Genomic DNA, 14,014 nt, shown 5'->3' on the forward strand with positions numbered 1-14,014 from the left:
CCTCCTATAGGGCATGAGGACCAGTCTGAAGCCACTACCCGTCGTTTGTATTCGTATTCAGGAAGGAGATAGCGATGAACATCACCCGTCGATCCCTTGCATTTGGTGGAATGGGCCTGTTGGCAGGAGCGGCCGCAACACGGTCAGGTTTTGCGCATGACTCCTTTCTTGGAGTGGGTCACGGCCTGGAGGATTTCTGGCTGGCCAGCGACGCCTACATATTCGGCTATCCGTTGGTGACGATGGAGATGACCCGCCGGATCATCACCAACGTCGCCGAACCTGTTGGCACGCGCGGCCCGATGGGCCACATCATCAAGCTGCGCCAATATCCGGACGCCTCGTTCAGGGATGTCACGGCGCCGAACGCAGACACTCTCTATACGACGTCGTTCTTTGATGTCGGGAAGGAACCATGGGTCCTCAGCATCCCCGACATGAAGGGGCGCTATTTCCTGATGCCGATGCTGGATGGCTGGACGACGGTGTTTCAGGTGCCCGGCAAGCGCACCACCGGCACCGGAGCCCAGACCTACGCGATCACTGGACCCGGGTGGAAAGGCACGCTGCCGGATGGCGTGAAACAGTACAAATCGCAGACCAACATCGTCTGGCTGCTCGGCCGCATCTATTGCACAGGCACGCCGGAGGACTACGCGGCCGTGCACAAGCTGCAGGATGAGTGCAAGCTCGTTCCGCTCAGCGCCTACGGCAAGCCGTATACGCCGCTCCCCGGGAAGGTCGACTCGTCGATCGACATGAAGACGGCCGTCCGCGAACAGGTCAATCGCATGGACGCGGTGTCATACTTCAAGTTGCTGTGCGAACTGATGAAGGCCAATCCGCCATACGAGGCGGACGCGCCCCAGCTTGCCAAGTTCGCCCGCATCGGCATCACCCCGGGGCAGGATTTTGACGAGAGCAAGCTGAAGGCGGACTTCCTGAAGCGCGTACCGGAAGTGTCGTTCGACAGGATCATGCTCCAGTTCAAGATCAACAAGGCGATCAAGGACGAGAATGGTTTCGCCTTTACAACGAAAACCGGCATCTATGGCACCGATTATCCGATGCGCGCCCTCGTGACCGCGATCGGACTTGGCGCCAACCGGCCACAGGATGCGGTCTATCCGACCTCGCAGAAGGACGCGGACGGCCACAAATACAACGGCGCGCACAAGTACGTCATGCGGTTTCCCAAAGGCCACCTGCCTCCCGCGGAAGGATTTTGGTCGCTCACTATGTACGACAGCGGCTACTTCTTCGTGAACAATCCGCTCAACCGCTACTCGATCAGCGCGCGGCAAGACCTGAAGGAAAACCCCGACGGTTCGACCGATCTCTACATCCAGCAGGACTCTCCCGGCAAAGACAAGGAATCCAACTGGCTTCCGGCGCCTGCGGGAGATTTCATACTCATGCTGCGCATGTATTGGCCGCAGGAAACGGACCCCTCGATCATCAACGGCACATGGACAGTTCCTGCCGCCAGGAAGGTCGCTACTTGAAATCCTGCTCACGCCAGCCTGCGTAAATGGGAGGAGTAATGCGGCTATTGCAATGAACGGCCAGATGATCGTCGCCCCGGCGGCACAAAGCTGGAAAATGCGCCCACGACTTCTGAAGTGGCCCATTTGGTGTCGGCTCGGGGCCGCGTGGCCCCGAGCCGAGTCCGGATCGAAATTGAGCTTCTAGAAAGAGTGTTCAATGATTGCAAAAAAGCTAGTCGTCCGTTAAGAAGCCGGATTGATCGAGGCTGGCCGGGCGAGCGTGCGCCATAGCTGGGCCAGGAACAGGCACAAGAGATATCTCAGCCAGGCGAGGATGCGGCGGAAGTTGTGTCCGACGGCTGAGAGGACGACGTTGGCGGCATCGCCGGCGCGGCCTTTGAGGTAGCAGCGCCCGAGGTGGCCTTCCGCCTTCAGGTGTCCGATGATGGGCTCGATGGCGGAGCGGCGGCGCAGCTCGCGCTTGATGACACCGAAAACGCCGCGCTTCTGGCCGGAGATGAAGACGCGACGGGGATTTTGTGCGTCGTGGCCGCGGTATCCCTTGTCGACATAGGCCCGCTCGATCGGACAGCCGGTGAGTGTCTCGGTGCGGTCAATGACGTCCCGCAAGGTGTGACCGTCGTAGGGGTTGTCGGGCAGTGCGCTGGCGTGCAGCACGAACAGGCCACCGGGAGCCCGGCGGTTGTTGGTGACGATGGAGGCCTTCACGCCGAACTCGTAAGGCGCGCTGGCCTTGCCCTTGCCGATGCACTCCACTTCCGGGGCATGGAAGGAATAGAGCTTCCAGCCGCGCTGGCGCTGCTGCTGCGAGCGGATCTGCGTGGCCCGGCCGAGCGGGAGGGCGAACGCCTGCTCCAGTGCTGGCTGGCCTTCGATCTTGCGGCGGATGTCGCGGATGATCCGGCCCAGCCGGCTACGCAGGATACGCAACTGCCGCTGATGCCGCCTGAACTGTTTGGCATGGGCGTAGCGGCCGGCCATCATCGCGGCGGCCTTGGCGATGCGAGCATAGGATTGCCGCAGCCTGACGCCGTGCCTGATCGCCAGGCGGTTGAGCCCCTTGATGGCCGCATGCAGCAGCTTGGCATCGGTCGGAAAGGTGATGGCCTTCGGCTGCACCGTGGTGTCGACCGTAACCCGCTTGAGGTCCTGGCTGCGTAATGCACCGGCCTCGTGCGCTACCCGCAAGCTCTCGGCCAGCAGCAACTCCAGCTTGTCGCCAAGCCGCTTGCGCCAATGGCTCAGGTCCGAGCGCTCGTGCGGGAACGTGTGCTGAAAGAACTCTTCCCCGGTGAAGAACTGGAAGTATGGGTCATGGACCCAGCGCTCGCACACCTCCTCATCGGACAGCCCGTAAATGTGCTTGAGCAACAGCAGACCGATCATGAAGCGCGTCTCGATCCCGGGCCTGCCGTTCTCGCTGTAGAGCGGCGCGATCTCGCCGTCGATCCAGTCCCAATCGACCTTGCCGGCGAGCAGAACCAGCTCGTGCTTCATATTGATGATCTGGTCGAGCCGAGCCCGGAACAGATCGTTCGATCCCGTCGTCTTGTGCTTCTTCGGCCGCATCGTTCCCTCCGATGCAGACAAGGAATCATGCTTCCCGCTTCGAGGGAATCCACGAAAACCAAATCGCAAGGTTCTGACGCCCAAAGCATCAAAACCTTGCAATCTGGAAATGCCCCTTAGCCCAAATCGAGATTCCCGATCAGTGGCTTAGTCCTTCTTCACGGACGACAAGCTAATCGTGTCTTGCGCGGGTATCTTAGTTGCGGGGCAGGCGGCTGCCCAAGTCGAGCTAAAGTCTTACGCCGACCCCGAAGGCTACCTTGACGTTCAAAAGCTGACCTGCGCTCAACTCGCGAACACGTTTCAGGAGGACGCGGATTACCTCACCGCTTGGTACAGCGGTTGGTACAACGGTCTCGCCAAGAAACACGTCATGCAGGTTACGCGCGCCAAATCGCTGGAACACGAAGTGATCGTTTATTGCAAGACCAACCCGGGCAGGAAGATCATTGAAGCCATCGACGTCGTCTTCAAGGACTACCGGGCCGACCATGGCATAGAAATGAAGAAGTGATCGGTGCAGACCTGAGCTACGCGGGGGGACGGCATGCGACGAGAAACGAACCGAGAAGGCATTGTGCGTCGCTCTATACACGTTGCAACCAGCGTTGCCGTGCTGACGTTCGGAGCTTATCTCGATCCGGTTTATGCAGATGAAGGTGGCGTTTCATACTGGCTACCCGGTCGCTTCAGCAGCCTTGCTGCGACGCCTCAGGTCCCCGGCTGGTCGATGGCAGCGGTCTATTATCACACCAGCGTCAGCGCTTTCGGCAGTGCAGCTGCGTCCAGAGAAATCCATGTCGGCAGAATCCCCGCCCATGTGAACGTCGACCTGAACTTGCGCTTGAATGCACAGGCAGATCTCGTGCTGCTCAATCCCACCTATACGTTCGCAACGCCGGTGCTGGGCGGACAACTCGCCATCGGCGTAACCGGACTGTTCGGGCGGTCGAGCGCCGATCTTGCCGGAACGCTGACAGCGGCCGTCGGGCCGCTGGCGGTAACGCGCGCTGGCGCTTTCGGCGATTCGATCACCTCGGTCGGCGACCTCTACCCGCAGGCGACGCTCAAGTGGAACGCCGGCGTGCATAATTTCATGACCTACGTGACGGGAGACATTCCCGTCGGGGCCTACAGTCCGACCCGCCTCGCCAATCTCGGCATCGGTCACGCCGCCATCGATGCCGGCGGAGGCTACACCTATTTCAACCCGCAGGCCGGCCATGAGTTTTCGGCGGTCGCGGGCTTCACTTACAATTTCAAGAATCCGGACACGCAGTACCAGAACGGCATCGACTTCCACGTGGATTGGGGCGCCTCCCAGTTTCTATCCAAGCAGCTCTTCGTCGGCCTTGTGGGATACGCCTATCAGCAGATCACCGACGACTTCGGCCAGCATCCTGCCCTCGGTGGCTTCCGCTCCCGGGTGTTAGGGGTCGGTCCGCAGATCGGCTTTCTGTTTCCCGTCGGCGACATGCAGGGCTACCTGAATCTTAAGGGATACGGCGAGTTCGCCGCCGAGAATCGCCCGGCCGGCTGGAACACGTGGCTGACGTTCTCGATCTCGCCGATGGCGCCCGCCGGCATCGTGACGTCAACCCGGCGCATGACGAAATAGCCGCGCAGCACTCGGAAGCGATGCAGAATGTTGCCAGACACGCCGTCGGTCAGTCAGCTCTCGCACGTCATTTCCCAGGCGGCCGCACCCGCGTTTCTTCTTGGCGCTCTCGCGGCCTTCATTGCGGTGTTGATATCTCGTCTGAACAGGACCATCGACCGGTCAATCTACCTGAACCAAATTCCCGATGAGGATCAGGTGAGATGCCGGCTCAAGGCGGACCTTCCACGTCTCGTCCGACGCGCCGCGATGATCAATCGCGCGATCTTCTGGTCCATCATGGGAAGTATCTCGATAGGCGTCATGATCATCGTCGGTTTTGTGAGTGCGTTTTTCCAGATTCAGCACGAGCGAGGCGTCGCCATCCTTTTCATTATTTCCATCGCCGCCTTCATCGTATCGTTGGTGGATTTCGCGCGTGAGGTCCGTATTGCGCTCAGCGAATTCGATCACCATGGCTGAGAGACTTGCCTCAGACATATCCAGCCCAAACTAAGCCTGTGATCCGTTAGTACACACCTCAGCCCTCGACGTCATATTGTTTGCTGAGGTGATCGCCGATCTGGACCAGCATCGCGACACATTCGGGGTAGCCCGGCCGGTCTGAAGTGGCCTGATCTGCATTGGCTCGAAACTCCCAGGAATTGCCGTCCCGGATGACGGAAATCGTCATTCCATCAGGACAGTCAGCATGAACCTTCAACTCCGCCCGCGCCATCGCGATCAGTTCGCTTTCGGATTTGACAGGTTTGCTCATTCACTTCGTCCTTTCGTCCCGGCTGGAGATCCGCATCTAGAACCAACAAACAGATCATCGCGACGGTATCTGGGGTATATCATCTCGACGAGGCAGTGATAGTGGTAGCCTGGGGGAGGCCATCCCACGTGAGTCAGATATATCCGCTTTGGAGCGGAATCGGTAAGGCCTTATGGTCGCATTTCAGGTTGCGGCAGTGCGGCGGGAGGGCCTGCCTTACGCGAATCTGACAGCGGCAGTGCGCCGGACCGCCAAACGTTTTTTCGCTGGCCGCGGCGCCCCGAATGCTGGAAAACAACGCAGATGCGGCGCGAGCCGCGGAGTGAACCGGAACATCCGGCGGGACTAGGATGCGCCTTCTGATCGTCGAGGACAATGCGGAGCTGTCACGGCTCGTGGCCGGCGGGCTGGCGGCGGCCGGCTATGAGAGCGACATCGTGAGCAGCGCGGCCGAGGCGCGCGAGGCGGTGAACAGCGTCAGCTATGCCGCGATGATCCTCGACCTCGGCCTGCCCGATGCCGACGGCCTATCGGTGCTGCGCGAATTGCGCCACCAGATGGAGCCGCTGCCGGTGCTGGTGCTCACGGCGCGCGGGGGCCTGCAGGACCGTGTCACCGGCCTGCGCAGCGGCGCGGACGACTATCTGGCAAAGCCGTTCGCCATGGAGGAACTGGTGGCAAGGCTGGAGGCCATCCTGCGCCGGCCAGGCCAGCTGCTCGGACGCTCGCTCAGTCTCGCCAACCTCGTCTACGACACCGAGAGCCGCCAGGTCTTCGTCGACGACCAGCCGCGGGTGATGTCTGCACGCGAGACCTCGGTGCTCGAGATCCTGTTGCGCCGGCAGGGGCGGGTGGTGCCGAAGAAGAACGTCGAGGACCACATCTTCGGGCTCGAAGGCGAGGTCGCCTCCAATGCGGTCGAGGTCTACGTCTCGCGCCTGCGCAAGCAGCTCGCCGAGCACCGCGCCAGAGTGGTGATCCATACCATCCGCGGGGTCGGCTATCTCATGGCCGAGGAAAAATAGCGTGGCTGCCAGCGCCCGCGCCGGATCGTTCGCGTTCAAATCGCTGATCTGGCGCATCGTCTTCCTGCACATCCTGGCGGTTGCGATGGTCGCGATCGTCCTGCCCCTGGTGCTGTTCTGGCTGCTCAATTCCGAGATCGACCAATTGCACCGCGACGGCATGCGCGCCCAGGCCGAGGTGCTGGCGGAGCGTATCGTCGCCCAGCCGGACGGCTCGCTGACGTTCAACCTGCCCGACAGCCTGCGCGGACTCTATTCGGATGCTTACGGCCGCTATCAATACGACATCCGCGATGACGAAGGCCGGCTGCTGTTTTCCTCGCACCGAAGGGCCGGCGCCGCCGTGCGTCGGCCGTCCGAGACGATCTCCGGCGCCAGCGTCACCCGGATCATCGACGGCAAGCCGGTCCGCGTCCAGGTCGCGGAGGATCTCGCGCATCGCGACGTCATCATCGACGATATCGTCTCGAACTTCTTCAGGCGGGTCGGGTGGATCACCATCCCGATCCTGCTGGTCCTGCTCGCCACCGACATCATCATCTTCCGCCGCGCGATCGCGCCGCTGTGGAAGGCCTCCGAGGAGGCCAGCAATATCGGCCCGGCGCGCACCCACATCCGCCTGCCGACCAAGCAGATCCCGCGCGAGATCATGCCGCTCGTCACGGCAGTGAACGAAGCGCTCGACCGGCTCGAGGACGGCTTTCGGGTGCAGCGGCAGTTCACGGCCGACGCCGCGCATCAGCTGCGCACGCCGCTCACGATCCTGCGCACCCGGATCGAGACGCTGGGCGACGGCGCGGCCCGGCAGGCGCTGCTGGCCGACATCGAAGCCATGAGCCGCATCGTCGCCCAGTTGTTGGAGATCGCCGAGCTCGACACGCTGGTGCTCGATCCCGGCGAGACCGCTGACTTGCGCGCCGTCTGTGCCGAGGTGGTCGGTGCGATCGCGCCGCTCGCGATCGCGCAGCACAAGGACATCGCGTTGAAGGGCAGCGACGCGCCGGTGATGATCCACGGCAATTCGGAGATGCTCCAGCGCGCGATCTTCAACCTCGCCGAAAACGCCATCAAGTTCACGGCGAGGGACACCGCCGTCGAGGTCGATGTGGGCGGGGACGGATCGGTGCGGGTGCGCGATTGCGGTCCCGGTATCGCCGAGGCCGAGCGCGAGCTGATCTTCCAGCGCTTCTGGCGCCGCGACCGCCAGCGCAGCGACGGCGCCGGCCTCGGGCTCTCGATCGTGCGCGGCGTCGCCGACGATCACGCGGCGACGGTGGCGGTGGAGAACCTTCCCGGCGGCGGCGCCGAGTTTACGCTGCGGTTCAGGCTGGCGGAGAAGGGCGCTTGATGACCCGATCTGGGTACGGCTATCGCATTGGAAGTGATTTCGCCTGTCGCCATCCTTCGAGACGCCCGCCGTGGGCGGGCCCTCAGGATGAGGACCGCGTGCGCGGCTGCAAATTCAACGCGCACCCACGCTGCTTAGCCTCATCCTGAGGAGACCGCGAAGCGGTCGTCTCGAAGGACGAGGCGGGCGCTCAGGTCGCGCCAAAATGCCATTGCATCCGGCCTGCGCTCGTCTCCCTGCTATTTCTGCGGTGGCCCCAAATCCAACGGCGGCAGCTCGATCTGCGGCACCTCGATCTTGACCTTGTCGAGATCGACATTGAGCGGCTTGTCGAGCAGGCCCGTGACAAAGACCGGGAAGATGATCACGAGCAACACCATGATGAGTTGCAGGCCGATCCAGGGCACCGCGCCCCAATAGATGTCGGAGCTCTTCACTTCCCTCGGCGCAACGCCGCGCAGATAGAACAGCGCGAAGCCGAACGGCGGATGCAGGAACGAGGTCTGCATGTTGACGCAGAGCATCACGCCGAACCAGATCAGGGCGGCGTCAGCGCCCACCACGGGAGTGAGGAGCTTCTGCGCGATCGGCGCGATCATCGGCAGGATGATGAAGGCGATCTCGAAGAAGTCGAGGAAGAAGGCCAGGAAGAAGATGAAGAGATTGATGAAGATGAGGAAGCCCCAGACGCCGCCGGGCAGCGAGGTCAGCAGATGTTCGAGCCAGACGCCGCCGTTGACGCCGAGGAACACGACGGAGAAGCAGGTCGATCCGATCAGGATGAAGGTGACCATGCAGGTGAGACGCATTGTGGACTGGTAGCCCTGCGTGATCAGGTCGCGCAGGTCCGGGATGCGCGCGGCCCGAATGCAGATCCACGCGATCGCCAGATAGGTCACCGCGAAGGCGATCTTGAAGATCAAATTCTCGCTGAACAGGATCGCCACGATGGTGCCGATGCCGGCCGCGATCACGCCGAGGATCAAGATCTTGTTGTCGGTCGAGGAGAAGTCCTTGTGGTGGATCGCGGCGAGCACGATGGCGCCGACGGCGCCCATCGCGCCGGCCTCGGTCGGCGTGGCCAGGCCCATCATCATGGTGCCGAGCACGACGAAGATCAGCACGGCCGAGGGGATGATGCCCATCAGGCATTTCTTCCACAGCGCCCAGCCGGTCAGCGTCCGCGCCTCCAGCGGCACCGGCGGCACATGGTCCGGCTTGATCAGGCCGAGGACGAAGGTGTAGCCGGCGAACAGGATGATCTGGAACACCGAGGGGCCCCAGGCGCCGAGATACATGTCGCCGACCGACTTGCCGAGCTGGTCGGCAAGCACGATCAGCACAAGCGAGGGCGGCACCAGCTGCGTGATCGTGCCGGAAGCAGCGAGCACGCCGGTGATGTAGCGCATGTTGTAGCCGTAGCGGATCATCACCGGCATCGAGATCAGCGCCATGGCGATCACCTGCGCCGCCACCGTGCCGGTGATGGCGCCGAGGATGAATCCGACGATGATGACGGAATAGCCGAGGCCGCCGCGGACCGGGCCGAACAGCTGACCCATCGAGTCCAGCATGTCCTCGGCGAGGCCGCATCTCTCCAATATGGCGCCCATGAAGGTGAAGAACGGGATCGCGAGCAGCAGCTCGTTGGAGAGAACGCTGCCAAAGATGCGGCCGGGGATCGCCTGAAGGAAGTTGAGATCGAAGAAACCGAGATGGATGGCGAGGAAGCCGAAGGAGAGGCCGACGGCCGCCAGCGTGAACGCCACGGGGAAGCCGATCAGCATCGCCAGAACCAGGCCGCCGAACATCAACGGCGGCATCATCTCCAGCGTAATCATTGGGTCGGCCTCTCGTACTTGGCGTCGATCTTCACATAGCCCTGGAGAGCCGCGATACGCTTGATGACTTCGGAAACACCCTGAACAGCCAGCATCACGAAGCCGGCGGGGATCACGAACTTGATCGGCCAGCGGATCAGGCCGCCGGCATTGGCCGACATCTCACCGACGCTGTAGGCCTGCATGAAGAACGGCCAGGACAGGTAGGCGAGCAGGAGGCAGGAGGGAATCAGGAAGAACAGCGTGCCGATCATGTCGAGCCAGAGCTGACCTCGTTCGGACAGGGTCAGGTAGAAGATCTCGACCCGGACATGCTCATTGCGCTTGAACGTGTAGGCGGCGCCGAACATCACGAGAATGGCGAACATGTACCATTGCAGCTCCAGCCAGCCGTTCGAGGAGTCGTTGAAGGCGTAGCGGATCATGGCGTTGACGGCACTGACGAGGCACGCCAGCAGCACGAGCACGTTACAGACGTACCCGATCTTCTCGTTGAGTGTGTCGATGGCGTTGCTCAGCGCCAGCAATGGACGCATCTTACTTTGTCTCCGTCGCGGCCTTACACTTCATGGCGGGATTCAGCACACATCGCTCGGCTCGCGTGCGAGATGCACACGACGCACGGATCGGATTCCGAAAGCGTTGCAGCGTCAGTCCTCCCCTCGCGCCTTGCCGTCTTGACCGCGACCGCCAACGGGCGGGCCGGCTTATGTTGCCGGGCAAGCAAAGGCGGTCGCACCAAACCAGCGGCTTGGCGTGCCGTCAATCGGAAAATGGACAAATTGACGCGCCGTCAAAAGCTTAGGTTAGCGAGGCGCGGTTCGACCCTCAGCCGCCGGTGACACTCATGTGCCTGGAGACGCTCGGACGGTCGTGGCGGCGGTCGATGATGAAATCATGGCCCTTGGGTTTCAGCCCGATGGCACGGTCGATCGCATCCGCAAGCAGCATATCCTCGCTCGATGCACGCAGAGGTTTGCGCAAATCGGAGGCATCCTCGTGACCGAGGCAGGTGTGCAGCGTTCCGGTGCAGGTGATGCGCACCCGGTTGCAGGATTCACAGAAATTATGAGTCATCGGCGTGATGAAGCCGAGCTTGCCGCCGGTCTCCGCGACGCTGACATAGCGCGCCGGTCCGCCCGTGGTCTCGGCGAGGTCCGTCAGCGTGAATTGCTGGGCGAGGCGCGCCCGCACCAGCGACAGCGGCAGATATTGGTCGATCCGGCCCGATCCGATCTCGCCCATCGGCATGACCTCGATCAGCGTCAGGCCCATGCCCTTGCCGTGGGCCCAGCGCATCAATTCGGGGAGCTCGTCCTCGTTGAGGTTCTTCAGTGCCACCGCGTTGATCTTGACGCCGAGGCCGGCCGCGCGCGCCGCCTCGATCCCTTCCAGCACCTTGTCGATCTCGCCCCAGCGGGTGATCTCGCGAAACTTCTTCGGGTCGAGCGTGTCGAGCGAGACGTTGATGCGGCGGACGCCGCAATCGGCGAGCTCCCGCGCATGTTTTGCAAGCTGGGTGCCGTTGGTGGTCAGCGTCAGCTCGTTCAAGGCGCCGCTCGACAGATGCCGCGACAGCGAGCGCACCAGCGACATCACGTTGCGACGGACCAGGGGCTCGCCGCCGGTGAGCCGCAGCTTCTTCACGCCCTTGGCGATGAAGGCCGAGCAGAGCCGGTCCAGTTCCTCCAGCGTCAGCAGGTCCGCCTTGGGGAGGAACGTCATGTCTTCCGACATGCAGTAGAAACAGCGCAGGTCGCAGCGGTCGGTGACGGATACGCGCAGATAGCTGATGGTTCGCCCGAACGGATCGGTCATGGCGCTCGATAGCGCCGCGCGTGGGCTCGCTGTGGCCAAGGAGCTCGCGGAAGGTCCGTTCATGCCAAATGCCTTGTCACTAAGGGCGGCGCGCGCACTGCTGGTTCAGCAGCGCTCTGGAAGCAATCTAAGCATCGGACGCGGCTAGGACAATCGGGTGGTATACTTAGTTCATCGCTTGCCAGCGTTCGGATCGGGAAAAGGCGAGGCCGCGGTCGGAGCAGCCTCCGTCGGCGCTGCGGCGACCGCAATCGCGATGACACGACGCATGACCACCGCCCTTATGCTGCGACGAACCGCCACGCCCCGCGCGCCTTTCGGGGTGTCGCGAGGAGCAGGCAGCCGATAGCAGATGGCTAACTCAAGGTTCCGTAGAAATTCCTTGCGTAATCAATGGGTTGTTGGAACCTGGAGAGTCATCAGGCTATGCGCCGCCGCCGGCAGGTCGCGCATGTGGTGGATCAGCCGGTCAGGCTTCAGCTCGGCGATCGGCACATCCGTGTAGCCGAAGCTGACCCCGATCACGGGCACCCCGGCGCGCCGGGCGACGCCGACATCGGTTCCGGCATCGCCAACCATGATGCTGGCTTTGACCTCTCCGCCGGCGCGCGCCACGGTCTCGCGAAAGATGGTGGGATCGGGCTTCTGGACGCCAAAAGTGTCCGCGCCGCAGATCGCCGCGAAGCGGCGGCTGAGGCCGAGCTGGTCCAGCAGTCGCTTGGACAGCCATTCCAGCTTGTTGGTGCAGACCGCAAGGCGATGGCCCTGGGCGGCGAACTGGTCGAGCGCAGTCTCGAGCCCCTCGAAGGGGCGGGATTCGACCGCGATGTGGTCGGCATAATAGGCGATGAAATCCGCCGTCATCCGGTCCATGTCGGCGGGGGTCACCGAGCGGCCCTCAGCCTCCAATCCCCGCTCGATCAGCTTGCGGGCGCCGGCGCCGATCATGTTGCGGGCCGAGGCCATTGGCACGGGCGGCAGCCCTTCGCGGTCGAGCACATAGTTGAGCGCGGTGATCAGGTCGGGAGCCGTATCCACGAGCGTGCCGTCGAGATCGAAGACGAGGGTGTAGGGGGAGGTCATGATCCAAGCGCTATCGGGCCGGCCGGACCGGCGCAAGGGCCGGCGCCATAAGTTCACCTTATAAGATCGGCCCCAAGGCCTGTTCCCGCGAGAAAAACGAGGCTACATAGGCCGCCGCAAGGGGCTATATCGGCGGCACTCTCGATCCAGAGGCAGAGGCGGGCGCAGATTTGAACATGGACCAGTTGAAGCGGCAGGCTGCGGCGCGCGCGCTCGAGGAGGTGCGTGACGGCATGCAGCTCGGGCTCGGCACCGGCTCGACCGCGAAACATTTCGTCGAGCTGCTCGGCGAGCGCGTCGCCGCCGGGCTCAAGGTGATCGGCGTGCCGACCTCCGAAGCGACGCGCGCGGATGCGGAGCGCTGCGGCGTGCCGCTGACCACGCTGGACGAGATCGACCACCTCGACATCACCGTGGACGGTGCCGACGAGATCGATCCGGATCTCAATCTGATCAAGGGCGGCGGCGGCGCGCTGCTGCGCGAGAAGATCGTGGCGGCGGCCTCGGATCGCATGATCGTGATTGCCGACGACAGCAAATGGGTGCCGGCGCTCGGCAAGTTTCCGCTGCCGGTCGAGGTCATCCCGTTCGGGCTTGGCGCGACGCGCCGCGCGATCGAGAAGGCATTTGCCGCATGCGGCGTTTCCGGGCAAATGGCGGTCCGCAAGGCCAAGGGCGGGGACAAGGACGGCCACGTTTTCGTCACCGATGGCGGCCACTGGATCGTCGATGCCCAGCTCGGTCGTATTGTCGATCCACCCGCTCTCGCCAAGGCGTTGAGCGCCATCCCCGGCGTGGTCGAGCATGGCTTGTTCATCGGCTTGGCCAGCTCGGCCGTTCTGGCGGGCGGCGAGGGAATTCGCGTGATTGAACGGCGCAAGCCGAAAGGAGACCACGAATGAAGAGCGTGTTGAGATTCTTGCCGGTGGCGGCCCTCGCTGTGGGGCTGGCGCTTTCGGCCGGTACGGCCATGGCGCAACAGCCGGCCGCCAAGGCCCCTGCAGCACCGGCCCAGCCGAAGGCCTCGCCCGCGGCGATTGCCGCGGCCAGGGAGATCTTGCAGATCAAGAACGCGACCGCGATGTATACCGGCGCCGTGCCCGGCCTCGTCGAGAAGACCAAGATCGCGCTGATCCAGCAGAATCTCAACTACCAGAAGGACCTCAACGAGGTCGCGCAGGTCGTGGCGCAGCAGCTCAACGGCCGCCAGAACGAGATCGGCGAGGGCATGGCGCAGATCTATGCCAGCGAGTTCACCGAGCAGGAGCTGAAGGACCTCGTCACCTTCTACAAGTCGCCGCTCGGCAAGAAGCTGATCGACGCCGAGCCCCGCGCCATCGGGCTCAGCATGGCCTTCATGAACTCCTGGGCCCAGAACTTCTCCGAGACCGTGATGGGGGCCTTCCGCGCCGAGATGCGCAAGCGTGGCAAGGAGATCTGAGCGCAC

At 63.0% G+C, this 14,014-nt stretch carries 14 protein-coding genes; 8 read left to right on the plus strand and 6 right to left on the minus strand.

Annotated features, from left to right (window positions below):
- The first annotated feature begins 74 nt into the window (after window positions 1–74).
- Window positions 75–1,505, plus strand: a complete 1,431-nt coding sequence (locus tag LPJ38_RS20930) for a DUF1254 domain-containing protein (RefSeq protein ID WP_145640754.1) — start codon at window positions 75–77, stop codon at window positions 1,503–1,505.
- A gap of 225 nt (window positions 1,506–1,730) precedes the next feature.
- On the opposite strand, the gene LPJ38_RS20935 is transcribed toward LPJ38_RS20930, so the two are convergent.
- Window positions 1,731–3,077, minus strand: coding sequence for an IS5-like element ISBj5_B family transposase (locus tag LPJ38_RS20935; RefSeq protein WP_011084757.1), 1,347 nt, complete (start codon window positions 3,075–3,077; stop codon window positions 1,731–1,733).
- 178 nt (window positions 3,078–3,255) lie between these two features.
- Here LPJ38_RS20935 and LPJ38_RS20940 point away from each other — a divergent pair, with 178 nt between their 5' ends.
- The 3 genes from LPJ38_RS20940 to LPJ38_RS20950 are packed head-to-tail and all read left to right on the plus strand — an operon-like array spanning window position 3,256 to window position 5,157.
- Complete coding sequence (locus tag LPJ38_RS20940; RefSeq protein WP_145639953.1) at window positions 3,256–3,591, plus strand: HdeA/HdeB family chaperone; 336 nt, start codon at window positions 3,256–3,258, stop codon at window positions 3,589–3,591.
- A gap of 33 nt (window positions 3,592–3,624) precedes the next feature.
- Entirely contained in the window at window positions 3,625–4,695 is a 1,071-nt protein-coding gene (locus LPJ38_RS20945) for a SphA family protein (RefSeq protein WP_231088371.1), read from the plus strand.
- Window positions 4,696–4,722: 27 nt separating this feature from the next.
- The gene (locus tag LPJ38_RS20950) at window positions 4,723–5,157 is read left to right on the plus strand and encodes a DUF2721 domain-containing protein (RefSeq protein ID WP_145639955.1); all 435 of its coding nucleotides are present in this window, start codon (window positions 4,723–4,725) and stop codon (window positions 5,155–5,157) included.
- 58 nt (window positions 5,158–5,215) lie between these two features.
- Here the strand turns inward: LPJ38_RS20950 and LPJ38_RS20955 are convergent, their stop codons facing one another.
- On the minus strand, window positions 5,216–5,452 hold the full coding sequence (locus LPJ38_RS20955) for a hypothetical protein (protein WP_145639958.1): 237 nt from the start codon (window positions 5,450–5,452) through the stop codon (window positions 5,216–5,218).
- A 350-nt stretch (window positions 5,453–5,802) separates the two neighbouring features.
- Here LPJ38_RS20955 and LPJ38_RS20960 point away from each other — a divergent pair, with 350 nt between their 5' ends.
- Both LPJ38_RS20960 and LPJ38_RS20965 read left to right on the plus strand, forming a co-directional pair.
- A complete protein-coding gene (locus LPJ38_RS20960; protein WP_145639961.1) occupies window positions 5,803–6,477 on the plus strand; it encodes a response regulator in 675 nt (224 codons plus the stop codon).
- Window positions 6,478–6,562: 85 nt separating this feature from the next.
- Window positions 6,563–7,825 carry a sensor histidine kinase gene (locus tag LPJ38_RS20965; RefSeq protein ID WP_231088675.1) on the plus strand — a complete coding sequence of 421 codons (1,263 nt, stop codon included), beginning with the start codon at window positions 6,563–6,565 and terminating at the stop codon, window positions 7,823–7,825.
- A 239-nt stretch (window positions 7,826–8,064) separates the two neighbouring features.
- Here LPJ38_RS20965 and LPJ38_RS20970 read toward each other — a convergent pair whose 3' ends face one another.
- The 4 genes from LPJ38_RS20970 to LPJ38_RS20985 all read right to left on the minus strand — a co-directional run bounded on the left by LPJ38_RS20970 (window position 8,065) and on the right by LPJ38_RS20985 (window position 12,567).
- The gene (locus tag LPJ38_RS20970; RefSeq protein WP_145639966.1) at window positions 8,065–9,666 is read right to left on the minus strand and encodes a TRAP transporter large permease; all 1,602 of its coding nucleotides are present in this window, start codon (window positions 9,664–9,666) and stop codon (window positions 8,065–8,067) included.
- Complete coding sequence (locus LPJ38_RS20975; protein ID WP_145639968.1) at window positions 9,663–10,202, minus strand: TRAP transporter small permease subunit; 540 nt, start codon at window positions 10,200–10,202, stop codon at window positions 9,663–9,665. The genes LPJ38_RS20970 and LPJ38_RS20975 overlap by 4 nt, the downstream gene beginning before the upstream one ends.
- A gap of 292 nt (window positions 10,203–10,494) precedes the next feature.
- Window positions 10,495–11,547, minus strand: coding sequence for a GTP 3',8-cyclase MoaA (gene moaA, locus LPJ38_RS20980; RefSeq protein WP_145639971.1), 1,053 nt, complete (start codon window positions 11,545–11,547; stop codon window positions 10,495–10,497).
- Window positions 11,548–11,874: 327 nt separating this feature from the next.
- Window positions 11,875–12,567 carry an HAD-IA family hydrolase gene (locus LPJ38_RS20985; protein ID WP_145639973.1) on the minus strand — a complete coding sequence of 231 codons (693 nt, stop codon included), beginning with the start codon at window positions 12,565–12,567 and terminating at the stop codon, window positions 11,875–11,877.
- Window positions 12,568–12,737: 170 nt separating this feature from the next.
- Here LPJ38_RS20985 and rpiA point away from each other — a divergent pair, with 170 nt between their 5' ends.
- Both rpiA and LPJ38_RS20995 read left to right on the plus strand, forming a co-directional pair.
- Window positions 12,738–13,469, plus strand: a complete 732-nt coding sequence (gene rpiA / locus LPJ38_RS20990) for a ribose-5-phosphate isomerase RpiA (protein ID WP_145639976.1) — start codon at window positions 12,738–12,740, stop codon at window positions 13,467–13,469.
- On the plus strand, window positions 13,466–14,008 hold the full coding sequence (locus tag LPJ38_RS20995) for a DUF2059 domain-containing protein (RefSeq protein ID WP_145639980.1): 543 nt from the start codon (window positions 13,466–13,468) through the stop codon (window positions 14,006–14,008). Before rpiA ends, LPJ38_RS20995 begins: the two co-directional genes overlap by 4 nt.
- Window positions 14,009–14,014: the final 6 nt, after the last annotated feature.

This window comes from Bradyrhizobium daqingense, from assembly GCF_021044685.1.
GTDB lineage: Bacteria > Pseudomonadota > Alphaproteobacteria > Rhizobiales > Xanthobacteraceae > Bradyrhizobium > Bradyrhizobium daqingense.